Source organism: Pseudomonas sp. C9D1 (assembly GCF_056491235.1).
The window spans coordinates 3,886,479-3,908,265 of record NZ_JBSZIE010000002.1 but is presented as its reverse complement, the minus strand read 5'-3'; the positions used below and the strand labels follow the sequence as shown (position 1 = coordinate 3,908,265).

General features: G+C 67.5%; 23 protein-coding genes. 17 read left to right on the top strand and 6 right to left on the bottom strand.

Going from position 1 to position 21,787, the window contains the following annotated elements; translation table 11 throughout:
* Positions 1 to 3 precede the first annotated feature (3 nt).
* Both ACXI0U_RS25910 and ACXI0U_RS25905 read left to right on the top strand, forming a co-directional pair.
* A complete protein-coding gene (locus ACXI0U_RS25910; RefSeq protein ID WP_021218367.1) occupies positions 4 to 1,011 on the top strand; it encodes an aspartate carbamoyltransferase catalytic subunit in 1,008 nt (335 codons plus the stop codon).
* Positions 1,011 to 2,282 (top strand): dihydroorotase, encoded by a 1,272-nt coding sequence (locus ACXI0U_RS25905; RefSeq protein WP_265170288.1) that lies wholly within the window; start codon positions 1,011 to 1,013, stop codon positions 2,280 to 2,282. The genes ACXI0U_RS25910 and ACXI0U_RS25905 overlap by 1 nt, the downstream gene beginning before the upstream one ends.
* 59 nt (positions 2,283 to 2,341) lie before the next feature.
* Here the strand turns inward: ACXI0U_RS25905 and ACXI0U_RS25900 are convergent, their stop codons facing one another.
* Positions 2,342 to 2,737 carry an NINE protein gene (locus ACXI0U_RS25900; RefSeq protein WP_021218365.1) on the bottom strand — a complete coding sequence of 132 codons (396 nt, stop codon included), beginning with the start codon at positions 2,735 to 2,737 and terminating at the stop codon, positions 2,342 to 2,344.
* A 101-nt stretch (positions 2,738 to 2,838) separates the two neighbouring features.
* Here ACXI0U_RS25900 and ACXI0U_RS25895 point away from each other — a divergent pair, with 101 nt between their 5' ends.
* Both ACXI0U_RS25895 and ACXI0U_RS25890 read left to right on the top strand, forming a co-directional pair.
* The gene (locus tag ACXI0U_RS25895; RefSeq protein ID WP_021218364.1) at positions 2,839 to 4,053 is read left to right on the top strand and encodes a putative DNA modification/repair radical SAM protein; all 1,215 of its coding nucleotides are present in this window, start codon (positions 2,839 to 2,841) and stop codon (positions 4,051 to 4,053) included.
* Positions 4,053 to 5,546 carry a UdgX family uracil-DNA binding protein gene (locus ACXI0U_RS25890; protein ID WP_431483183.1) on the top strand — a complete coding sequence of 498 codons (1,494 nt, stop codon included), beginning with the start codon at positions 4,053 to 4,055 and terminating at the stop codon, positions 5,544 to 5,546. The genes ACXI0U_RS25895 and ACXI0U_RS25890 overlap by 1 nt, the downstream gene beginning before the upstream one ends.
* Here the strand turns inward: ACXI0U_RS25890 and ACXI0U_RS25885 are convergent.
* A complete protein-coding gene (locus ACXI0U_RS25885) occupies positions 5,479 to 6,624 on the bottom strand; it encodes a PilT/PilU family type 4a pilus ATPase (protein ID WP_021218362.1) in 1,146 nt (381 codons plus the stop codon). The two genes, ACXI0U_RS25890 and ACXI0U_RS25885, sit on opposite strands and share 68 nt — an antisense overlap.
* A gap of 129 nt (positions 6,625 to 6,753) precedes the next feature.
* Entirely contained in the window at positions 6,754 to 7,788 is a 1,035-nt protein-coding gene (locus tag ACXI0U_RS25880; RefSeq protein WP_021218361.1) for a type IV pilus twitching motility protein PilT, read from the bottom strand.
* A gap of 68 nt (positions 7,789 to 7,856) precedes the next feature.
* Between ACXI0U_RS25880 and ACXI0U_RS25875 the strand changes: the two genes are divergently transcribed.
* From ACXI0U_RS25875 to ACXI0U_RS25815, 13 genes are all read left to right on the top strand, one after another.
* On the top strand, positions 7,857 to 8,552 hold the full coding sequence (locus ACXI0U_RS25875; RefSeq protein WP_479551016.1) for a YggS family pyridoxal phosphate-dependent enzyme: 696 nt from the start codon (positions 7,857 to 7,859) through the stop codon (positions 8,550 to 8,552).
* Between the two features lie 13 nt (positions 8,553 to 8,565).
* On the top strand, positions 8,566 to 9,384 hold the full coding sequence (gene proC / locus ACXI0U_RS25870; RefSeq protein WP_021218359.1) for a pyrroline-5-carboxylate reductase: 819 nt from the start codon (positions 8,566 to 8,568) through the stop codon (positions 9,382 to 9,384).
* A gap of 5 nt (positions 9,385 to 9,389) precedes the next feature.
* The gene (locus ACXI0U_RS25865) at positions 9,390 to 10,604 is read left to right on the top strand and encodes a hypothetical protein (protein WP_479551015.1); all 1,215 of its coding nucleotides are present in this window, start codon (positions 9,390 to 9,392) and stop codon (positions 10,602 to 10,604) included.
* 162 nt (positions 10,605 to 10,766) lie between these two features.
* Positions 10,767 to 11,360, top strand: a complete 594-nt coding sequence (locus ACXI0U_RS25860; protein ID WP_265170282.1) for a YggT family protein — start codon at positions 10,767 to 10,769, stop codon at positions 11,358 to 11,360.
* Positions 11,360 to 11,656, top strand: coding sequence for a DUF167 domain-containing protein (locus ACXI0U_RS25855; RefSeq protein ID WP_021218356.1), 297 nt, complete (start codon positions 11,360 to 11,362; stop codon positions 11,654 to 11,656). The genes ACXI0U_RS25860 and ACXI0U_RS25855 overlap by 1 nt, the downstream gene beginning before the upstream one ends.
* A 202-nt stretch (positions 11,657 to 11,858) precedes the next feature.
* Positions 11,859 to 13,838, top strand: a complete 1,980-nt coding sequence (locus ACXI0U_RS25850) for a dynamin-like GTPase family protein (RefSeq protein ID WP_021218355.1) — start codon at positions 11,859 to 11,861, stop codon at positions 13,836 to 13,838.
* Positions 13,839 to 13,937: 99 nt separating this feature from the next.
* Positions 13,938 to 15,077: a homoserine O-succinyltransferase MetX gene (gene metX / locus ACXI0U_RS25845; RefSeq protein WP_111262605.1), complete on the top strand. Its 1,140-nt coding sequence runs from the start codon at positions 13,938 to 13,940 to the stop codon at positions 15,075 to 15,077.
* A gap of 10 nt (positions 15,078 to 15,087) precedes the next feature.
* Positions 15,088 to 15,708 carry a methionine biosynthesis protein MetW gene (gene metW, locus ACXI0U_RS25840; protein ID WP_111262606.1) on the top strand — a complete coding sequence of 207 codons (621 nt, stop codon included), beginning with the start codon at positions 15,088 to 15,090 and terminating at the stop codon, positions 15,706 to 15,708.
* A 17-nt stretch (positions 15,709 to 15,725) separates the two neighbouring features.
* Positions 15,726 to 16,145, top strand: coding sequence for a DUF4426 domain-containing protein (locus tag ACXI0U_RS25835; RefSeq protein WP_479551014.1), 420 nt, complete (start codon positions 15,726 to 15,728; stop codon positions 16,143 to 16,145).
* On the top strand, positions 16,142 to 16,735 hold the full coding sequence (gene rdgB, locus ACXI0U_RS25830; protein ID WP_043240865.1) for an RdgB/HAM1 family non-canonical purine NTP pyrophosphatase: 594 nt from the start codon (positions 16,142 to 16,144) through the stop codon (positions 16,733 to 16,735). Before ACXI0U_RS25835 ends, rdgB begins: the two co-directional genes overlap by 4 nt.
* The gene (hemW, locus tag ACXI0U_RS25825) at positions 16,732 to 17,928 is read left to right on the top strand and encodes a radical SAM family heme chaperone HemW (protein ID WP_479551013.1); all 1,197 of its coding nucleotides are present in this window, start codon (positions 16,732 to 16,734) and stop codon (positions 17,926 to 17,928) included. The genes rdgB and hemW overlap by 4 nt, the downstream gene beginning before the upstream one ends.
* 16 nt (positions 17,929 to 17,944) lie before the next feature.
* Entirely contained in the window at positions 17,945 to 18,268 is a 324-nt protein-coding gene (locus tag ACXI0U_RS25820; RefSeq protein ID WP_021218349.1) for a DUF3392 domain-containing protein, read from the top strand.
* Between the two features lie 56 nt (positions 18,269 to 18,324).
* The gene (locus ACXI0U_RS25815; protein WP_021218348.1) at positions 18,325 to 18,579 is read left to right on the top strand and encodes a hypothetical protein; all 255 of its coding nucleotides are present in this window, start codon (positions 18,325 to 18,327) and stop codon (positions 18,577 to 18,579) included.
* A 149-nt stretch (positions 18,580 to 18,728) separates the two neighbouring features.
* Here the strand turns inward: ACXI0U_RS25815 and ACXI0U_RS25810 are convergent, their stop codons facing one another.
* From ACXI0U_RS25810 to ACXI0U_RS25800, 3 genes are all read right to left on the bottom strand, one after another.
* Positions 18,729 to 20,072 carry a DUF1329 domain-containing protein gene (locus ACXI0U_RS25810; RefSeq protein ID WP_350447498.1) on the bottom strand — a complete coding sequence of 448 codons (1,344 nt, stop codon included), beginning with the start codon at positions 20,070 to 20,072 and terminating at the stop codon, positions 18,729 to 18,731.
* 177 nt (positions 20,073 to 20,249) lie between these two features.
* Positions 20,250 to 20,966: a tRNA (guanosine(46)-N7)-methyltransferase TrmB gene (trmB, locus tag ACXI0U_RS25805; protein ID WP_184488404.1), complete on the bottom strand. Its 717-nt coding sequence runs from the start codon at positions 20,964 to 20,966 to the stop codon at positions 20,250 to 20,252.
* A gap of 8 nt (positions 20,967 to 20,974) precedes the next feature.
* A complete protein-coding gene (locus ACXI0U_RS25800) occupies positions 20,975 to 21,769 on the bottom strand; it encodes a thiazole synthase (RefSeq protein WP_043240872.1) in 795 nt (264 codons plus the stop codon).
* Between the last annotated feature and the right edge of the window lie 18 nt (positions 21,770 to 21,787).

The window sequence follows — 21,787 nt, the reverse complement described above, 5'->3', positions numbered from 1 at the left end:
CCCATGCCGACAGACGCCAAGCGCCCGCTGCAGCTCAACGATCAGGGCCAGCTGCGCCACTTCCTCTCGCTCGACGGCCTGCCCCGCGAGCTGCTGACGGAAATCCTCGACACCGCCGACTCCTTCCTCGAAGTCGGCGCCCGCGCCGTGAAGAAGGTCCCGCTGCTGCGCGGCAAGACCGTGTGCAACGTGTTCTTCGAGAACTCCACGCGCACCCGCACCACCTTCGAACTGGCGGCCCAGCGGCTGTCCGCGGACGTGATCACCCTCAACGTCTCCACCTCCTCCACCAGCAAGGGCGAGACGCTGTTCGACACCCTGCGCAACCTGGAGGCCATGGCCGCCGACATGTTCGTGGTGCGCCACGCCGACTCCGGCGCCGCCCACTTCATCGCCGAGCACGTGTGCCCGGACGTGGCCATCATCAACGGCGGTGACGGGCGCCACGCGCACCCGACCCAGGGCATGCTCGACATGCTCACCATCCGCCGCCACAAGGGTGGTTTCGAGAACCTCTCGGTGGCCATCGTCGGCGACATCCTGCACTCCCGCGTGGCGCGCTCGAACATGCTCGCGCTCAAGGCGCTGGGCTGCCCGGACATCCGCGTGATCGCCCCCAAGACCCTGCTGCCCATCGGCATCGAGCAGTACGGCGTCAGCGTCTACACCGACCTGGCCGAAGGCCTCAAGGACGTCGACGTAGTGATCATGCTGCGCCTGCAGCGCGAGCGCATGCAGGGCGGCCTGCTGCCCAGCGAAGGCGAGTTCTACCGCCTCTACGGCCTCAGCACCCAGCGCCTGGCGCTGGCCAAGCCCGATGCCATCGTCATGCACCCCGGCCCGATCAACCGTGGCGTGGAGATCGAATCGGCGGTGGCCGACGGCGCCCACTCGGTGATCCTCAACCAGGTCACCTACGGCATCGCCATCCGCATGGCCGTGCTGTCCATGGCCATGAGCGGCCAGAACACCCAACGCCAGATCAACCAGGAAGCCGAGGTGCAGAACTGATGCGTACCCACATCATCGGCGCCCGCCTCATCGATCCCGCCAGCGGCACCGACCAAGTCACCGACCTGTACCTGGAAGCCGGCAAGGTGGCCGCCATCGGCCAGGCGCCCGCCGGCTACGAAGCCGAACACAGCATTGACGCCAAGGGCCTGGTGGCCGCGCCCGGCCTGGTGGACCTCAACGCCGCCCTGCGCGAGCCGGGCTACAGCCGCAAGGGCAGCATCGACAGCGAAACCCGTGCCGCCGCCGCCGGTGGCGTCACCAGCCTGTGCTGCCCGCCGCTGACCCGCCCGGTGCTGGACACCCCGGCCGTGGCCGAGCTGATCCTCGACCGCGCCCGAGAAGCCGGCCACACCAAGGTCTTCCCCGTCGGCGCCCTGAGCAAGGGCCTGGCCGGCGAGCAACTGGCCGAGCTGGTGGCCCTGCGCGACACCGGCTGCGTGGCCTTCTCCAACGGGCTGGCCAGTTTCGACAGCAACCGCACCCTGCGCCGCGCCATGGAATACGCGGCCACCTTCAACCTGACGCTGATCTTCCACGCCCAGGACGCTTCGCTCGCGGACGGCGGCATGGCCCACGAGGGCGCCACCGCCGGCTTCCTCGGCCTGGCCGGCATTCCCGAGAGCGCGGAAACCGTGGCCCTGGCCCGTGACCTGCTGCTGGTGGAGCAGAGCGGCGTGCGCGCGCACTTCAGCCAGCTCACCAGCGCCCGGGGCGCACAGATGATCGCCGAGGCCCAGGCCCGCGGCCTGCCGGTGACCGCCGACGTGGCGCTGTACCAACTGCTGCTCACCGACGAGGCGCTGATCGACTTCTCCAGCCTCTACCACGTGCAACCGCCGCTGCGCACCCGCGCCGACCGCGACGGCCTGCGTGAAGCGGTGAAAAGTGGCGTGATCGGCGCCATCGCCAGCCACCACCAGCCCCACGAAGCGGACGCCAAGCTGGCCCCCTTCGCCGCCACCGAGCCGGGCATCAGCAGCGTCGAGCTGTTGCTGCCGCTGGCCCTGAGCCTGGTGGAAGACGGCCTGCTCGACCTGCCGACCCTGCTCGCCCGCCTCACCGCCGGCCCGGCCCGCGCCCTGCGCCTGCCGGTGGGTCGCCTCGCCGTGGGCGCCCCGGCCGACCTGGTGCTGTTCGACCCGCAAGCCCGCACCCGCGCCGGTGAGCAATGGCTGTCCAAGGGGCGCAACAGCCCCTTCCTCGGCCAGGACCTGCCCGGCAAGGTGCGCTACACCCTGATGGACGGGCACATCACCTATCAGGCCTGAGCCGCCCGGTCACGAAAAAGCCCGCCAGATGGCGGGCTTTTTCATGCCTGGCCGCAGGCTCAGCGACGGGCGTTGAGCACCGAGACCTGGGTGTTCAGGGTCCAGAAGTCGTAGAGCACGCCGAGCAGGAAGAAGCCGCCGGTGAACAGGTAGAGGATGCCAGTGATCCACTTGCCCTGGTACATGCGGTGCACGCCGAAGACGCCGAGGAAGGTGAGCAGGATCCAGGCGACGGTGTAGTCGTGGGAGCCGGCGTTGAAGCGCAGCGAGGCTTCGCGGTCCATGGACGGGATGAGGAACAGGTCGATGATCCAGCCGATGAAGAACAGGCCGAAGGTGAAGAACCAGAGGGTGCCGCTCACCGGCTTGCCGTAGTAGAAGCGGTGGGCTCCGAGGAAACCGAATATCCACAGCAGGTAGCCGATCAGCATGTTGTGGGTGTCAGGGCGTTGCATGCGTACTCCTTCAGATCACGACCATCCGTCGACGACGGACTTGCGCAGGCTTCAGGGCCGACAAATACTGTATGCACATACAGCTATTCGCAGCCCTTTCCATGGAACTCATCGACAAACTAACCGTGCTGGCCGACGCCGCCAAGTATGACGTTTCCTGCGCCAGCAGCGCCGCCCCCAAGCGCAGCTCGGCGGGCAAGGCCGGCGTCGGCGCCACCAACGGCATGGGCATCTGCCACAGCTTCACACCCGATGGCCGCTGCGTGGCGCTGCTGAAGATCCTGCTGACCAACTTCTGCCTCTACGACTGCCAGTACTGCGTCAACCGCCGCTCCAGCGACGTGCCCCGGGCGCGCTTCACCCCCGAGGAGGTGGTGACCCTGACCCTGGATTTCTACCGGCGCAACTGCATCAGCGGGCTGTTCCTCAGCTCCGGCATCATCCGTTCCTCCGACTACACCATGGAGCAGTTGATCCGCGTGGCCCGCCTGCTGCGCGAAGAGCACCAGTTCCGCGGCTACATCCACCTGAAGACCATCCCCGACGCAGCGCCGGAGCTGATCGCCGAGGCGGGGCGCTACGCCGACCGCCTCAGCGTCAACATCGAGCTGCCCACCGAGGACGGCCTCACCCGCCTGGCCCCGGAGAAGCGCGGCGCGCCGATCCGCCGCGCCATGGGGCGCATCCGCCTGGGCGTCGAGGAGGCCAGCGCGGAGAAGCACGCCCCGGCCTTCGCCCCCGCCGGGCAGAGCACGCAGATGATCGTCGGCGCCGACGACACCGACGACCGCACCATCCTCGACACCGCGCAGACGCTGTACGGCGCCTATCGCCTCAAGCGCGTCTACTACTCAGCCTTCAGCCCCATCCCGCAGAGCCCGAAGACCGTGCCCTTCGAAGCCCCGCCGCTGCTGCGCGAGCACCGCCTGTACCAGGCCGACTTCCTCCTGCGCGGCTACGGCTTCGCGGTGAACGAGCTGATCGCCACCCCCGGCAACCTGCCGCTGGACATCGACCCCAAGCTGGCCTGGGCCCTGGCCAACCGTGCGCAGTTCCCGCTCGACCTGAACCGCGCGGAACCCGCGATGATCGCCCGCGTGCCCGGCATCGGCGTGCTCAGCGCCAACCGCCTGGTGGAACTGCGGCGCGAACGGCGCATCCGCTACGCCGACGTGGCCCGCCTGCGTTGCGCCATGGAAAAGGCCAGGCCCTTCATCGTCACCCAGGACTACCGCCCCCGCGACGCCACCCTGGAGTCCGCCGTGCTGCGCCAGCGCCTGGGCGATGCGCCGGCCCAGCAGATGGCGCTCTGGTGATGCGTGCCATCCGCTTCGACGGCAGCTTCGCCGGCTGGCGCGAACAGGCCCGGCAGCTGCTGCTAGAAGGCGTGGAGCCCCAGGCCGTCGACTGGGCGCCCGGGTTGTTCGACGGCGTCGAGCCGACGCCCGCTCCCGCCGGTGCGGCCACGGTCTCCATTCCCCGCGAGCTGCCGGGGTTGCTGGCCGATGCCGCGCGCTTTCGCGCGGGCGACCGCTGGGCACTGCTCTACCAGGTGCTCTGGCGCGTGGCCCAGGGGGATCGCAGCGCCATGCTTGCCGGCGATCGCGACGGCTCCGAGCTGCAGCGGCGGATCAAGGCGGTGCGCCGCGAGGCCCACCACATGCACGCCTTCCTGCGCTTCCGCCCTGGCGACAAGGGGCAAGGCGCCCCGGATTACCTGGCCTGGCACGAACCCGCCCACGACGTGCTGGACCTGGGCGCCGAGCACTTCGTGCCGCGCATGGGCCGCCACAGCTGGCTGATCGGCACGCCGGAAGGGCTCGCCCACTTCGACGGCGAGCACCTGGCCTACCAGTCGCCCTGCCCGCCTGGCCTGCGCGAGGCCATCGAAGGTCACCACGACCCGAGCGAATCCCTGTGGACGGCCTATTACCGCAGCACCTTCAACCCGTCCCGCCTGAACCCCGAGGTGATGCGCAGCCATATGCCGGCACGCTTCTGGAAGCACCTGGCGGAAGGCGCGCTGATCCCCGAACTGGTGGCCGACGCCCGCACCGGCCGGCAGCGCCTGGCCCAGGCGCCGGAGGTGGGCGCCCGCCAGGGCAAGGAGGTGCTGATCGCCAGCGACGCCGCGCAACCGGAACGGGCACCCGACACCCGCCTGGACCAGTGCCGGCGCTGCGATATCTGGCGCAACGCGACCTGCGCCGTGCCGGGCGAAGGTCCGGCGCAGGCCCGGATCATGCTGGTGGGCGAACAGCCGGGTGACCAGGAGGACCTGGCCGGGCGCCCCTTCCTCGGCCCCGCCGGGCAGGTGCTGCAGCGCGCCCTGGCAGAAGCCGGGCTGTCACGCCAGGCGGTCTACCTGACCAACGCGGTGAAACACTTCAAGTGGGAGCCCCGGGGCGGCGCACTGGGCCGCGCGGCGACGCGCTGGCACGCCACGCCCAAGCCGGCGGAGATCCGCGCCTGCCACCCCTGGCTGGCCCGTGAACTGGAGGAGCGCCAGCCGCAATGGGTGGTGGCCCTGGGGCGCACCGCGCTGGCTTCGCTGCTGGGCCTGCATGACCCACAGCGCATCCGCCTGGCCGATTACCTCGGCAAGCCGTTGCGTCATGAAGGCCGGTGGATTTCAGTGGCACCGCACCCGGCGGCGGTGCTGCGCAACCGCGACGGCGGCGAGCAGCTCTACCGGGAGCTGGTGGACGCCCTGCGGCAGGCGCAGCAGGGCGAAGGGGCGGTCAGCGGAAGCGACGGCCCGGGTCTTCCTCGGACACTTCCAGCGACAGGCCACCGCTCATGCTCGTGAGGTGGTCGCCGTCGGTTTCGGAACCGAGCTTGATCATCAGGCGCAGGTCGTTCGCCGAGTCGGCGTAGAGCAGCGCGTCTTCGTAGGTGATTTCGCCCTGGGAGTAGAGGGTGTACAGCGCCTGGTCGAAGGTCTGCATGCCCTGCTCGGTGGAGCGCTTCATCAGCGGCTTGAGCTCGTGGACCTCGCCCTTGCGGATCAGGTCGGCGGCCAGCGGGGTGTTGATCAGCACCTCGATCACCGCGCGGCGACCCTTGCCGTCCGGGGTCGGCACCAGTTGCTGAGCGACGATGGCCTTGAGGTTGAGGGACAGGTCCATCCACACCTGCTGCTGACGGTCGGCAGGGAAGAAGTTGATGATCCGGTCCAGCGCCTGGTTGGCGTTGTTGGCGTGCAGGGTGGCCAGGCACAGGTGGCCGGTTTCGGCGAAGGCCACGGCATGGTCCATGGTTTCGCGGGTCCGCACCTCACCGATGAGGATCACGTCCGGCGCCTGGCGCAGGGTGTTCTTCAGCGCCACCTCGAAGGACTCGGTGTCGATGCCCACTTCACGCTGGGTGACGATGCAGCTCTGGTGCTGGTGGATGTACTCGATCGGGTCCTCGATGGAGATGATGTGGCCGCTGCTGTTCTTGTTGCGGTAGCCGATCATCGCCGCCAGGGAAGTGGACTTGCCGGTACCGGTGGCGCCGACGAAGAGCACCAGGCCGCGCTTGGTCAGTGCCAGCTTCTTGAGGATTTCCGGCAGCTTGAGGTCATCCAGGGTGGGGATGTTGGTCTCGATGCGGCGCAGCACCATGCCCACCAGGTTGCGCTGGTAGAAGGCACTGACGCGGAAACGGCCGATGCCCCGGGCGCTGATGGCGAAGTTGCACTCGTGGTTCTCGGCGAAGTCACGGCGCTGCTGCTCGTTCATCACCGCGAGAACGGTTTCACGGGTCTGCTCCGGGGACATGGCGTTCTTGGTCACGGGCATGATCTTGCCGTTGACCTTCATCGACGGGGGGACGCCGGCGGTGATGAACAGGTCGGAGCCGCCCTTCTCGACCATCAGGCGCAACAGTTTCTCGAATTCCATGGTCTTTCTCGCAGTGAACGTGCCGGTCGCCTGGGGCGACGCCGAAAGCCCCGATGACCGGGGTTGCCGTCGCGGCATGGCGCCGCGCTACGGCGAAACGGGCACCCCGACCGGGGCACCCGCCGCTGGTTAGAAGTTTTCCGGGCTCTTGGCCTTTTCGCGCGCGCTTTCGCGGCTCACCAGGCCCTTGGCCACCAGCCCCTTGAGGCAGCTGTCCAGGGTCTGCATGCCGAGGCCGCCGCCGGTCTGGATGGCGGAATACATCTGCGCCACCTTGTCCTCGCGGATCAGGTTACGGATGGCCGGGGTGCCGATCATGATCTCGTGGGCCGCCACGCGACCGCCGCCGATCTTCTTCAGCAGGGTCTGGGAAATGACCGACTGCAGGGATTCGGAGAGCATCGAACGGACCATGGACTTTTCCTCGGCCGGGAACACGTCGACCACGCGGTCGATGGTCTTGGCGGCGGAGGTGGTGTGCAGGGTGCCGAACACCAGGTGACCGGTTTCCGCGGCGGTCAGCGCCAGGCGGATGGTCTCCAGGTCGCGCATCTCACCCACCAGGATGATGTCCGGGTCTTCCCGCAGTGCCGAGCGCAGGGCTTCGTTGAAGCCGAGGGTGTCGCGGTGCACCTCGCGCTGGTTGATCAGGCACTTCTTCGATTCGTGAACGAATTCGATGGGGTCTTCGACCGTGAGGATGTGGTGGTACTTGGTGCCGTTGAGGTAGTCGAGCATCGCCGCCAGGGTGGTGGACTTGCCCGAGCCGGTGGGGCCGGTCACCAGCACCAGGCCGCGCGGCACGTCGGAGATCTTCTTGAAGATATCGCCCATGCCCAGGTCTTCCATGCTCAGTACCTTCGAGGGAATGGTACGGAACACGGCGCCGGCGCCACGGTTCTGGTTGAAGGCGTTGACCCGGAAACGCGCTACGCCGGGCACTTCGAAGGAGAAGTCGGTCTCGAGGAACTCCTCGTAGTCCTTGCGCTGCTTGTCGTTCATGATGTCGTAGATCAGCGCGTGCACCTGCTTGTGGTCCATGGCCGGCAGGTTGATGCGGCGCACGTCACCGTCGACGCGGATCATCGGCGGCAGGCCAGCAGAGAGATGCAGGTCCGACGCGCCCTGCTTCGCGCTGAAGGCAAGCAGCTCAGTAATATCCATGGGACTCCCCAATTCCAAGCGGTTAGAATGCCGCAGACCCACTCAGGCCGGGCTGTAGAGCGCAGGTAATGTCCACGATAGCAGAGAATATTGCAAAGGTTCGCGCGCGTATCCGTGAGGCGGCGCAAGCCTCGGAGCGTGATTTTTCCGCCATCGGCCTGCTGGCCGTGAGCAAGACCAAACCGGCGGCCGCGATCCGCGAGGCCCATGCCTGTGGCGTGGTCGATTTCGGCGAGAACTACCTGCAGGAGGCTCTGGCCAAGCAGCAGGAACTGGCCGACCTGCCGCTGACCTGGCATTTCATCGGCCCCATCCAGTCGAACAAGACCAAGCCCATCGCCGAGCACTTCCACTGGGTGCACTCGGTGGACCGGCTGAAGATCGCCGAGCGCCTCTCCGCCCAGCGCCCCACCCACCTGCCGCCGCTGAACATCTGCCTGCAGGTGAACGTCAGCGGCGAGGCGAGCAAGTCCGGCTGTGCCCCCGAGGAGCTGCCGGCCCTGGCCGCCGCCGTGGCGGCCCTGCCCAACCTGCACCTGCGCGGGCTGATGGCCATCCCCGAACCCACCGAGGACCGCGCCCAGCAGCACGCTGCCTTCGCCCGCCTCCAGCAACTGTCCCATTCACTGAACCTGCCGCTGGACACCCTGTCCATGGGCATGAGCCACGATCTCGAAGCGGCCATAGCTGAGGGCGCCACCTGGGTCCGCATCGGTACGGCCCTGTTCGGCGCCCGCGACTACGGCCAGCCCGCACAGCAATAAGAAGGAAGCATCCATGAGCACTACCCGCATCGCGTTCATCGGCGCCGGCAACATGGCCGCCAGTCTGATCGGCGGCCTGCGCGCCCAGGGCGTACCGGCCAGCCATATCCGCGCCAGCGACCCCGGCGCCGAGCAGCGCGCCAAGGTGGCCGCCGAGCACGGCATCGAGGTGGTGGAAAGCAACGCCGAGGCGGTGCGTGACGCCGACGTGGTGGTGCTGGCCACCAAGCCCCAGGTGATGAAGGCCGTGTGCGAAGCGCTGGCACCGAGCCTGTCCGCCGGCCAGCTGATCGTTTCCATCGCCGCCGGCATCCCCAGCGCCAGCCTCGCGCGCTGGCTGGGCGTCGACTCCATCGTGCGCTGCATGCCCAACACCCCGGCACTGCTGGGCGAAGGCGCCAGCGGCCTGTACGCCACCGCGGCGGTCAGCGCCGAGCAGCGCCAGCAGGCCGAGCAGTTGCTCAGCGCCGTGGGCATCGCCCTGTGGCTGGACGAGGAAAAGCAGATCGACGCCGTGACCGCCGTTTCCGGCAGCGGCCCGGCCTACTTCTTCCTGCTCATGGAAGCCATGACCGCCGCCGGCGAGAAGCTCGGCCTGGCCCCGGACGTCGCCGCCCGCCTGACCCTGCAGACCGCCCTCGGTGCGGCGCGCATGGCGGTGGCCAGCGATGTCGGCCCGGATGAGCTGCGCCGCCGTGTGACCTCGCCCAACGGCACCACCGAAGCGGCCATCAAGTCCTTCCAGGGCAACGCCTTCGAGTCCCTGGTGGAGCAGGCGCTGCAAGCCGCCGACAACCGCTCCGCCGAACTGGCGGAACAGCTGGGCCAGTGACCGCCATGCGCCCGTCGCCGACGCGTTGCCCGCGCTCCCCGCTGGAGCGCGTCGCTGCGGGCGCCACCCTGCTTGCCCTCATGCTCGCCGGCAGCGCCGCCCGGGCGGCCGAATGCCCCGTTCCGGTGACGCTGGAGCACGCGGTGGCCAGCGCGCAGCAGGAACTGCAGCGTCGCCTCGACGAACGCACGGGCGAGATGGACGACAGCCTCGCCCCGCCCCTGGTGGCAGCGCTGGACGCCTATAAGGAAAGCCTCGCCGCCGCCATCGACGCACAGCTGGCATGCAGCGACGAAACCGTCGCTGCCGACGCGCTGCAGGCAACGCTGGCCGCGCACCTGGCGCCGAGCAATGGCGCCCGCGAAGCCGGCGACGACAGCCTCCGCCTGGTGGTGCGCCGCGAGGACACCCCCGATCCCATGCTGCTGGTCAACGCCGGCTTCGACATCCCCTGCGGCGATGACAACCTGCTGCTCGGCTACAGCCGCGAGAACGGCCACTGGGTGCGCAGCCTGGACTGGCGCAGCAAGGGCTATACGGAGATTTCCGGGGCCAACGGCGACTTCTTCCGTCACCTGCGCCTGCCCGGTGGCCAACTGGTGATCGCCCATGGCACCCCCTGGTGCACCTCGCGCTGGAGCCGCCTGAGCATCGACATCGTGCAGCCGCGCCAGGGCGACACGCCCCAGCGCGTGCTCGACCATGTCGAGCACGGCTATGTGCGTGACGAAGTGGAAACCCGCCTCAAGCCCAGCCCGGGCGGTTTCGAGCTGCGCACCGAAGTCGGCATGCTGGATGTGGACCTCCTCACCCGCCCCGGCATCCTGCGGTACCGCCTGGATGGCGAGGCGCTGCACCGCGTGCAGCCCGCCGCCAAGAGCGGCCGCGACTTCGTCGACGAGTGGTTGCAGGTCGGCGCCGACACCGCCCGCGAATGGAGCGAGCCGGACAACGCCAGCGAATCCCTGCTCGCCCGCGAGCACCTGCTGGCCCTCGAAGCCCGCCGCGACGTGACCCTGAACTACGGCGCCGTGCGCGGCTGCCAGGCCGAGCCGGAGCGCTTCCAGGTGGAACTGGAGCTGACCAGCGAACAGCCCCTGGAAGGCGGCGCCCATCGCTACCTGGCGATCCGCCAGGAGCCCGGTGGCTTCACCCTGCTCTCGGTAAGCGATGCCGCCGACCCGGCCTGTCAGGGCCCGGACCTGATGGCCAGGCGCTGAGGAAACCACCGTGCATACAGCCCGCAACAGATTTCCGCGACCGCGCGCCCCGAATTCCCTACATTATCTCCACGCAACGCCGTCGCCCGCCGACCGCGCCAAGCGCCCCGTAGCGAGCCCCGACTTCGCGACCGGGGTCCCAACGCCCACAAGGAACGCCTAATGACCGGACTTTCCACCGCCGCCATCTACGTCATCCAGACCCTTGGCAGCCTCTACCTGCTGATCGTGCTGCTGCGCTTCATCCTGCAGCTGGTGCGCGCCGACTTCTACAACCCGCTCAGCCAGTTCATCGTGCGCGCCACCAAGCCGCTGCTGAACCCGCTGCGCAAGGTCATCCCCGGCTTCGCCGGGCTGGACGTGGCGTCCCTGGTGCTGGCCATCCTCATTCAGCTGCTGCTGATGATCGTCACCCTGGTCCTCATGGGCTACGGCGTCGGTGGCTACCTGCTGCAACTGCTGGTGTGGGCGCTGATCGCCGTGACCTCGCTGTTCATCAAGGTGTTCTTCTTCGCCATGATCATCAGCGTGATCCTCTCCTGGGTCGCCCCCAACAGCTACAACCCCGGCGCCCAGCTGGTGAACCAGATCTGCGAGCCGCTGCTGGCGCCCTTCCGCAAGCTGCTGCCCAACCTCGGCGGCCTGGATATCTCGCCGATCTTCGCCTTCATCGCCCTGCGCCTGATCGACATGCTGGTGATCGGCAACCTGGCGGTGATGACCGGGATGCCGAAGATCCTCAGCCCCTTCATGTAATGAGCTTCTTCCGCTGGGACGGCGAGGACCTGATCCTCGACGTCCACCTGCAGCCCAAGGCGAGCCGCGACGAGTTCGCCGGGCTGCATGGCGAGCGCCTGAAGATCCGCCTCACCGCGCCCCCGGTGGAAGGCAAGGCCAATGCGCACCTGCTGGCCTTCCTCGGCCAGGCCTTCGGCGTCGCCAAGAGCCTGGTGAGCCTGGAGAGCGGCGAGCTGAACCGGCAGAAACGCGTGCGCATCCGCGCCCCGCAGAAGCTCCCGGAGCTCCCCGGACTGACCGCTCGGTCGCCCTGACAGACCTTAAGGCGGGACCGCCGAGCGGGCCGATTGACGGCGCCGTTGGGCCCCGGATAATGCGAGCCATTCCTCCGCTCGCGCCACCACAGGCGGCGGGCCCGCCCGGCCAGGGCAAACGGCAGCCGCCAGGTCGCCGTCGCATCGATGTCGAGTTCCCACATTTCTGTACGCAGGACGCGCTACCGGAAGGAGAGCCAGGATGAGCATGGAACGTCTCAGTCAACAGGTTGACGCCTACGTCGCCTGGAAACGCGAGCTGATGCGCGAGATCACCCGCTATCGCAGCTGGCTGGAACACAACCGCCTCAATTCCGATGCGGTGCAGGACAAGCTCGAGCGCACCCTGCGCCTGCTGCGCACCGACCACATCACCCTGGCTTTCGTCGGCGAGTTCTCACGGGGCAAGACCGAGCTGATCAACAGCCTGTTCTTCTCCGAGTTCGGCCAGCGCATGCTGCCGTCCCACGCCGGCCGCACCACCATGTGCCCCACCGAGCTGTTCTTCGACCCGCGCTCGGAGCGTTCCTACATCCGCCTGCTGCCTATCGAAACGCGCACCGCCTCGGCCAGCGTCGCGCAGTTCAAGCGCATCCCCCGGCACTGGGTGAACATCCCGCTGGATATCAGCGACCCGGACAACATGGTCCAGGCCTTCACCCAGGTGGCCAAGACCAAGCCGATGCCGGTGGAACAGGCCATCCAGCTCGGCTTCCACCCCGACACCCTGGAATCCGCCGGCCGCCCCGGCATGGTGCTGGTGCCGGCCTGGCGCCACGCCATGGTCAACTTCGACCACCCGCTGCTGCGCCAGGGCCTGCGCATCCTCGACACCCCGGGCCTGAACGCCCTGGGCAGCGAGCCGGAACTGACCCTGTCGATGCTGCCCAGCGCCCAGGCGATCATCTTCCTGCTGGCCGCCGACACCGGCGTCACCGCCAGCGACATGGACATCTGGCAGCAGCACATCCGCCAGCTCGACGAAGACACCCAGACCAGCCTGTTCGCCGTGCTGAACAAGGTCGACGTGCTCTGGGACGACCTCGCCGGCGAGACCTTCGTGCAGAACGCCATCCGCCAGATCCAGGAATCCACCGCCCGCCAGCTCGGCATCCGCCGCGAAGACGTGCTGCCGCTGTCGGCCAAGCAGGCCCTGCTGGCCAAGGTGCGCAAGGACCACGAGCTGCTGGAACGCAGCCAGATGGCCAACCTCGAGACCCTGCTCTGCGAGCGCATCGTCGCGCAGAAGGAACGCCTACTGCAGACTCGCGTGGTCAACCAGGTGCTGGCCCTGCTGCAGAACAGCCAGCACGTGCTCAACCTGCGCCTGGAGAAGGTGCGCGAGCAGCAGGAACTGCTCAGCAACCACCAGCAGGACAACGGCCAGATGCTCTTCGAGCTGACCGCCCGCACCAAGGAAGACCACGCCCGCCACCATCGCCGGCTGCTCGGCCTGAAGACCAACCAGCGCCTGCTCAAGCGCCAGGGCGACATGCTCCGCGCCGCCGCCCGCCCCGAACGCCTGGAAGAACACCTGGCCCGGGTGCGCCGCAACCTCACCAGCAGCTGGACCACGGTGGGCATCAACCAGGCCATCCTGCACTTCTTCCGCTCGGTGGAAGCGGACCTGCACAGCCTCGAACACGAGGCGGACACGGCCAACAAGATGGTCTCGGCCGTCTACCGCCGGCACAACGAGGAAAACCCGCTGCAGGGCGTCGACGCCCCGCAGTTCGATGTCACCCGCTACCAGCGCGAGCTGCGCCAGCTGCGGGGCAAGGCCGACCAGTTCCGCCTGCACCTGAAGACCCTGCTCACCGAGCAGCGCCTGCTGACCCGCCGCTTCTTCGCCACCCTGGTGCAGGAGGTGATCGGCATGCACCAGCGCCTGCGCCAGGATGCCGCACAGTGGGCCAACGAAGCGCTGATGCCGCTGATGCAGAACACCCTGGAGCACAAGCAGCTGCTGGAAACCCACATGCTGCGCCTCAAGGCCCTGGCCCAGGACACCCAGCAGGCGCGTCAGCGCGTGCTGCAGCTGTCGCGCTACACCGGCGAGCTGGAAAAGCAGCTGGCCCAGGCCAACGACATGCTCCGCGTGCTGCGTCGCCCGGCGCCCATCCAGCGCCAGGGCAAGGTGGTCAGCCTGCCCGGGCTGGTACGTCAGCAACACGAAGCCTGAGCCTTTCCATTCAAGGGTTTGGCCACCGTTCCGCCTGTTGCCGGGGGGGACGGTGCTCTTTAGACTGGCGCCCTTCCCAGATAAAGAGCAGCGGCTGCGATGCCCACCGTCATCCCCGAAGATTCCGTCGGCCTGGTCACGCCCCAGGTGCAGCGTTTCAGCGAACCGCTGCCGCTGGCCTGCGGTCGCAGCCTGGCCGAGTACGAGCTGGTCTATGAAACCTACGGCGAGCTGAACGCCAGCCGCAGCAACGCCGTGCTGATCTGCCACGCCCTCTCCGGCCATCACCACGCCGCCGGCTACCACAGCATGGAAGACCGCAAGCCGGGCTGGTGGGACAGCTGCATCGGCCCCGGCAAGGCCATCGACACCCGCCGCTTCTTCGTCGTCAGCCTCAACAACCTCGGCGGCTGCAACGGCTCCACCGGCCCCTCCAGCACCAACCCGGCCACCGGCAAGCCCTTCGGCGCCGACTTCCCGGTGATGACGGTGGAGGACTGGGTGCACAGCCAGGCACGCCTGGCCGACACCCTGGGCATCGGCCAATGGGCCGCCGTGGTCGGCGGCAGCCTCGGCGGCATGCAGGCCCTGCAATGGACCATCAGCTACCCCGAGCGCGTGCGCCACTGCCTGGCCATCGCCTCGGCGCCCAAGCTGTCTGCCCAGAACATCGCCTTCAACGAGGTGGCGCGCCAGGCCATCCTCACCGACCCGGAATTCCATGGTGGCCATTTCCAGGACCAGGGCGTGATCCCCAAGCGCGGCCTGATGCTGGCGCGCATGGTCGGCCACATCACCTACCTCTCCGACGACGCCATGGGTGAGAAATTCGGCCGGGGCCTGAAGAGCGAGAAGCTCAACTACGACTTCCACAGCGTCGAATTCCAGGTGGAGAGCTACCTGCGCTACCAGGGTGAGGAATTCTCCGGCCGCTTCGACGCCAACACCTACCTGCTGATGACCAAGGCCCTGGACTACTTCGACCCGGCCGCGGCCCACGACGGCGACCTGGCCAGGACCCTGGCCGGCGCCACGGCGGACTTCTGCGTGATGTCCTTCACCACCGACTGGCGCTTCTCCCCGGCCCGCTCGCGGGAGATCGTCGACGCCCTGACCGCCGCGCGGAAGAACGTCTGCTACCTGGAGATCGACGCGCCGCAGGGCCACGACGCCTTCCTCATGCCGATCCCGCGTTACCTGCAAGCCTTCAGCGGTTACATGAACCGCATCGCCGTCTAAGGGAGCCACCGTGCGCGCCGACCTCGAAATCATCCAGGACTGGATCCCCGCCGGCAGCCGTGTGCTCGACCTCGGCTGCGGCGACGGCGAACTGCTGGCCTGGCTGCGTGACCACAAGCAGGTCACCGGCTACGGCCTGGAGATCGACCCGGACAACATCGCCCAGTGCATCGGCAAGGGCGTCAACGTCATCGAGCAGGACCTGGACAAGGGCCTGGGCAACTTCGCCAGCAACAGCTTCGACGTGGTGGTGATGACCCAGGCACTGCAGGCCGTGCACTACCCCGACCGCATCCTCGAAGAGATGCTGCGCGTCGGCCGCCAGTGCATCATCACCTTCCCTAACTTCGGCCACTGGCGCTGCCGCTGGTACCTCGCACGCAACGGCCGCATGCCGGTGTCCGAGTTCCTGCCGTACACCTGGTACAACACGCCGAACATCCACTTCTGCACCTTCAAGGACTTCGAGGCCCTGTGCCGGGACATGAAGATGAAGGTGCTCGACCGCCTGGCGGTCGACCATGAGCACCGCCACAACCTGGGAAGCCGTCTATGGCCTAATCTCCTGGGTGAGATCGGCATCTATCGCGTCAGCGGCCCCAGCGTGCTGGAAAGCCGTATCGCGATCTGAACCGGAGGACCCCCACCATGCGCCGCCTGACCCTTTTCCTCCTCGCCCTGTGCCTGGCCCTGCCGGCCGTGGCCGAACGCAAGCAGACCTTCGGTGACCTGGACGTGCACTACAGCGCGTTCAACTCGAGCTTCCTGCAGCCCGATGTCGCCGCGGCCGTCGGCCTGATCCGCAGCAAGACCCAGGGCGTGGTCAACATCGCCGTGCTCAAGGCCGGCAAGGCCAGCACCGCCCAGGTCAGCGGCCAGGTCAAGGACCTGCTCGGCAAGGTCACCCCGCTGGCCTTCAAGCAGATCAACGAAGGCGGCGCCATCTACTACCTGGCGCAGTTCCCCTTCAGCCAGCGCGAAATGCTCAACTTCACCCTGACGGTGCAGCAGGGCGACAACGCGCCCAATACCTTCAACTTCGACCAGGAATTCTTCCCAGACGAATGATGCCCTTCAAAGAACTGGTGCTGGCCAGCCACAACGCCGGCAAGCTCAAGGAACTCCAGGCCATGCTCGGCGACAGCGTGCGTGTGCGCTCGATCGGCGAATTCAGTGACGTCGAACCCGAGGAAACCGGCCTGACCTTCGTCGAGAACGCCATCCTCAAGGCCCGCAACGCCGCCCGCGTGTCCGGCCTGCCGGCCCTGGCCGACGACTCCGGCCTGGCGGTGGACTTCCTCGGCGGCGCCCCCGGCATCTACTCGGCGCGCTATGCCGACGGCCAGGGTGACGCGGCCAACAACGCCAAGCTGCTGGCGGCCCTCAAGGACGTGCCGGAAGCCCAGCGCGGCGCGCAGTTCATCTGCTCCCTGGCGCTGATGCGCCACGCCGACGACCCGCTGCCGATCCTCTGCGAAGGCGCCTGGCGCGGCCGCATCCTCTTCGAGGCCCGTGGCGAGCACGGCTTCGGCTACGACCCGCTGTTCTGGGTGCCCGAAGGCGACTGCTCCAGCGCCGAGATGCCGCCCGCCGAGAAGAACCGCTTCAGCCATCGCGCCCGCGCCATGGCTCTGCTGAAGCAGCGGTTGGGGATATGAAAGCCGAAAGCCGGAAGCTGGAAGCTGGAAGCGACTTCAAGCTTCAAGCTTCGGGCTTCGAGCTGCCTCCCCTGGCGGCTTACATCCACATTCCGTGGTGCGTGCGCAAATGCCCGTACTGCGACTTCAATTCCCACGCTGCCGGCCCCGAGCTGCCTGAAGAGGCCTATGTCGATGCCTTGCTGGCAGACCTCGACGCCGATCTGCACCACGTCCATAGCCGCGAGCTGACCTCGATCTTCTTCGGCGGCGGCACCCCCAGCCTGTTCAGCGCCAAGGCCCTCGGCCGCCTGCTGGAGGGCGTCGAGCGTCGCGTGCCCTTCGCCCGCGACATCGAGATCACCCTGGAAGCCAACCCGGGCACCTTCGAGCAGGCCAAGTTCTCCGCCTACCGGCAGCTGGGCATCAACCGCCTGTCCATCGGCGTGCAGAGCTTCCAGGAGGCCAAGCTCAAGGCCCTGGGGCGCATCCACGACGGTGGCGAAGCGATCCGCGCCGCCGATATGGCCCGCCAGGCCGGCTTCGACAACTTCAACCTGGACCTGATGCACGGCCTGCCGGACCAGTCCATCGAGGACGCCCTGGGCGACCTGCGCATCGCCATCGACCAGGGGCCGACGCACCTGTCCTGGTACCAGCTGACCATGGAGCCGAACACGGTGTTCTGGACCCAGCCGCCGGAGCTGCCCGAGGACGACATCCTCTGGGACATCCAGGAAGCCGGGCAGGCACTGCTGGCCGAGCACGGCTACGCCCAGTACGAGGTTTCCGCCTATGCCCGCGAAGGCCGGCGTGCGCGGCACAACCTCAACTACTGGACCTTCGGCGACTTCCTCGGCATCGGTGCCGGCGCCCATGCCAAGCTCAGCGACCCGGCCGGGCACATCGTGCGCACCTGGAAGACCCGCCTGCCCAAGGATTACCTGGATGCAGCCAAACCCTTCCAGGCCGGCGAGCGGGTGCTGGATGCGGGCGAGCTGCCCTTCGAATTCCTCATGAACGTGCTGCGCCTCACCGATGGCGTGCAGGCCGAGCTGTTCACCTCGCGCACCGGCATGCCGCTTTCCGGCCTCGCCGAGGCGCGCAGCGAGGCCCAGGCCCGCGGCCTGCTCGATACCGACCCGGCGCGCCTGGTGGCGACCCGGGAAGGCCAGCTGTTCCTCAACGACCTGCTGCAACACTTCCTGCCCTGAGGGCTAAGGACAACGGATGGACCTGCTTCTGGACCTGGTCGCGACCCTCTCCCGCTGGAGCCGCAGCCACCTCTACGACATCTCCCTGGCGATCATGGCAACCCTGCTGGTCTTGCTCGGCCCCGGCATCAACGCCTGGGTCCAGCAGCGCATCGGCGGCCTCAACTTCCTCTTCCGCACCCTGCTGTTCGTCGCCCTATGCGCCCTGGGCTACGGCCTGGCGATGATCTTCCTCACCCCCTGGCTGGCCAAGGGCCTGGGCTACTTCAACAACTACACCCTGGCCCCCGTCCTGCTACTAGTCTTCTTCCTGATCGGCGTCCTCGCCGACCGCAACTGAGGCCCAGGCCCGCTCCGGCGGCCACTGGCCGCCACGTCATCGACAAGGAGCACGCCATGAAGCCGATCAAGCACCTCTACCTGCACTTCCAGGACGGCCAGCGTCTGGCGCTGCGCTTTCCCCAGCAGTCCAGCGACCCGGTGGAGGTCGCGCGCGGCCTGCGCAAGCAGATGGAATCGGCCTTCGTCAGCATCGAGGTGGACGGCGACCTGCTGCTCATCCCTCGCGAAAGCATCAAGTACATGCAGATCAGCCCCGCGCCGCCGGCCCTGCCGGAGCAGACCATCCTCGGCGCCGAGATGATCAACTAGAAAGGGCCCACCCCTACCCGCATCGCAGGATGGGTAGAGCGAAGCGAAACCCATCACCTCGACGCACATGCCACCCAGCCGACGCTTTTCCCGCGCCCAATAAAAAGCCGCCCCGAAGGGCGGCTGGAGTGGCCAGGCAGGCCGGAATATCAGTTGCCTTCGCGGCGCAGCGCCTGCGGCGTGAAGTCACGCGGGCCCAGCGGGGCGTTGAAGTCGTACATGGGCTCGTTGTTGTCGAGGCCATCGGCGAAGTAGCGGCCGCCCTTGAAGTCGTAGATGGTTTCCAGGGTGCTGCCGAACATCGGTACATCGTAGTAGCTGATCGGGTGGCTTTCCTGCAGGCCGATCAACTGACCGTCCTTGTCATACAGGTCCACCGCGAGGATCTGCCAGCTGTCTTCGTCGATGTAGAAGCGACGCTTGGCGTACGGGTGGGAGAAGCCCTTACGCAGGTTCGCCTCGACCACCCAGGTACGGTGCAGCTCGTAGCGCAGCAGGTCCGGGTTGACGAACTTGGTCTTGAGGATCTGATCGTAGGGGATGCCTTTCTGGTGCACGGCATAGCTGTTGTAGGGGACCAGGGTCTCCTGCTTGCCCACCAGCTTCCACTCGTAGCGTTCCGGCGCGCCGTTGTAGGAGTCGACGACGTCGGCGGTGGCCATGCCGTTGGTATCCGGCTGCAGGGTGTCATAGGCCAGCATCGGCAGGCGGCGCACGCGGCGTTCGCCACGGTTGAAGCGCCAGGCCTTGCGGATCGACAGCACCTGGTCGAGGGTCTCCTGCACCACCAGCGCGGAACCGGCCAGCTTGGCCGGGGCCACGACCGCGTACTTGTAGTAGAAGATGGTGTTTTCCAGGTCCTTCGGCTGCACGCCATCACGGCCGTAGACGAAGTAGATGTTGCGATCCAGCTTCTGCAGGTTGTAGCTGCCGTTGGCCAGTACCGCCGCCTGGTTGGTGACGAAATGGATCTGGTCGCCACGGTAACGCAGGATGTGGTTCCAGATGACTTCCAGGCCGCTGGAGGGGATCGGGAACGGAATGCCCGCCGCTACGCCCTGTACGCCGTTGCCGCCGGCGATCAACTCGCCGTTGACGGCATTGGCACGGGTCGCCTCATAGATGCGCTGCGGAGCGGCGGCGCTGCGGTGGGTGGGGAAGACGCGCACGGAGTAATCCGGGTAGGTCTCCACCAGTGCCTTGAGGCCTGCCGGCATCTGCGCCGCATACTGGCCGGCGTTCTTGCTGGTGATGATGTACTTGGGCGCTTCGCCAGCGAAGGGATCGGGGTGGTGCATGCCGGGCTGGTAGCTGGCCGGCGGAGTCGCCAGGCCGCCGTCCCAGGCCGGAATCGAACCCTCGGCATTGCCCGCACGCTCGCCGCCCAGCGGCGTGAGCTCCCCGCCCAGGCGCGCAGCATCGTCAGCACCGACCTTGGCCTGCGCCTGCAGGGCACAGGAGGCCAGAAGCAGAATTGCAAACTTTCTCAACACAGCCTTCTCCTCGCGGCGCGCTCGGGTCGCGCCGCTATTGTTCTTGTGCCACCACCACTATAGGCGGGGCTCTTTATTTCCGTCGGATCAGGTGAGGGGGCCGTCCTGGCGCCGGGTGGTCCCGGTCTATGGTTGTGCTCGTCCGTGGCATTCGCGGCCGGGGCCGCGAAGGGTGGATCAGTCGACGCGTTGGAACTTCAGGTCCCACACGCCATGGCCGAGACGCTCGCCACGACGTTCGAACTTGGTGATCGGGCGCTCTTCAGGGCGTGGCACGTAACGCCCATCCTCTGCCAGATTGCGGTAGCCGGGGGCGACGTTCATCACCTCCAGCATGTGTTCAGCATAGTGCTCCCAATCGGTGGCCATGTGCAGCACGCCGCCGATCCGCAGCTTGCTGCGCACCAGCTCGGCGAAGGCCGGCTGGACGATACGGCGCTTGTGGTGACGCGACTTGTGCCAGGGGTCCGGGAAGAACAGCAGCACGCGTTCGAGGCTGGCGTCGGCCACGCAGTCGCGCAGCACTTCCAGGGCGTCGCAGCTGTAGACGCGGATGTTGCTCAGGTTCTGGGTCATGGCGCCGTTGAGCAGCGCGCCGACGCCGGGGCGATGCACCTCGACGCCGATGAAGTCCTGCTCCGGCGCGGCGGCGGCCATCTCCAGGGTGGCGTGGCCCATGCCGAAACCGATCTCGAAGGTGCGCGGCGCAGTGCGGCCGAACAGGGCATCGAAATCACGAGGGCCGTCGGCCAGCTCGAGGCCGAATTTCGGCCAGCCCTGGTCGAGCCCGCGTTGCTGGCCTTCGGTCATGCGCCCGGCGCGCATCACGAAACTCTTGATGGTGCGGTGACGCACTTCGCCGGCTTCTGCCGGCGAGTCCTGCTGTTCAGTCATGGTTTATCTCAGCGGATCAGACCATCCAGCGGCGACGAGGCGCTGGCGTAGAGCTTGCGCGGCATGCGCCCTGCCAGGTAGGCGAGGCGGCCGGCGACGATAGCGTGCTTCATGGCCTCGCCCATCATCACCGGGTCCTGGGCATGGGCGATGGCGGTGTTCATCAACACGGCCTCGCAACCCAGTTCCATGGCGATGGTGGCATCGGAGGCGGTGCCCACACCGGCATCCACCAGCACGGGAACCTTGGCTTCCTCGAGGATGATGCGCAGGTTGTAGGGGTTGCAGATGCCCAGGCCCGAGCCGATCAGCCCGGCCAGGGGCATCACCGCGATGCAGCCGATCTCGGCCAGCTGGCGGGCGATGATGGGGTCATCGCTGGTGTAGACCATCACGTCGAAACCTTCCTTGACCAGCACTTCGGCGGCCTTGAGGGTTTCGATCACGTTGGGGAAGAGGGTCTTCTGGTCGGCCAGTACTTCCAGCTTCACCAGGTTGTGGCCATCGAGCAGCTCACGGGCCAGGCGGCAGGTGCGCACGGCTTCCACGGCGTCATAGCAGCCGGCGGTGTTCGGCAGGATGGTGTAGCGGCTCGGCGGGATCACGTCGAGCAGGTTGGGCTCGCCGGGGTTCTGGCCGATGTTGGTGCGGCGCACCGCCACGGTGACGATCTCGGCGCCCGAGGCTTCGATGGCGCGGCGGGTCTCGTCGAGGTCCTTGTACTTGCCGGTGCCGACCAGCAGGCGCGACTCATAGGTACGACCCGCCAGGGTGAAAGGCTTGTCGATCGGCGTTTGGCTCATGAGGACTCCTAGCGGGCG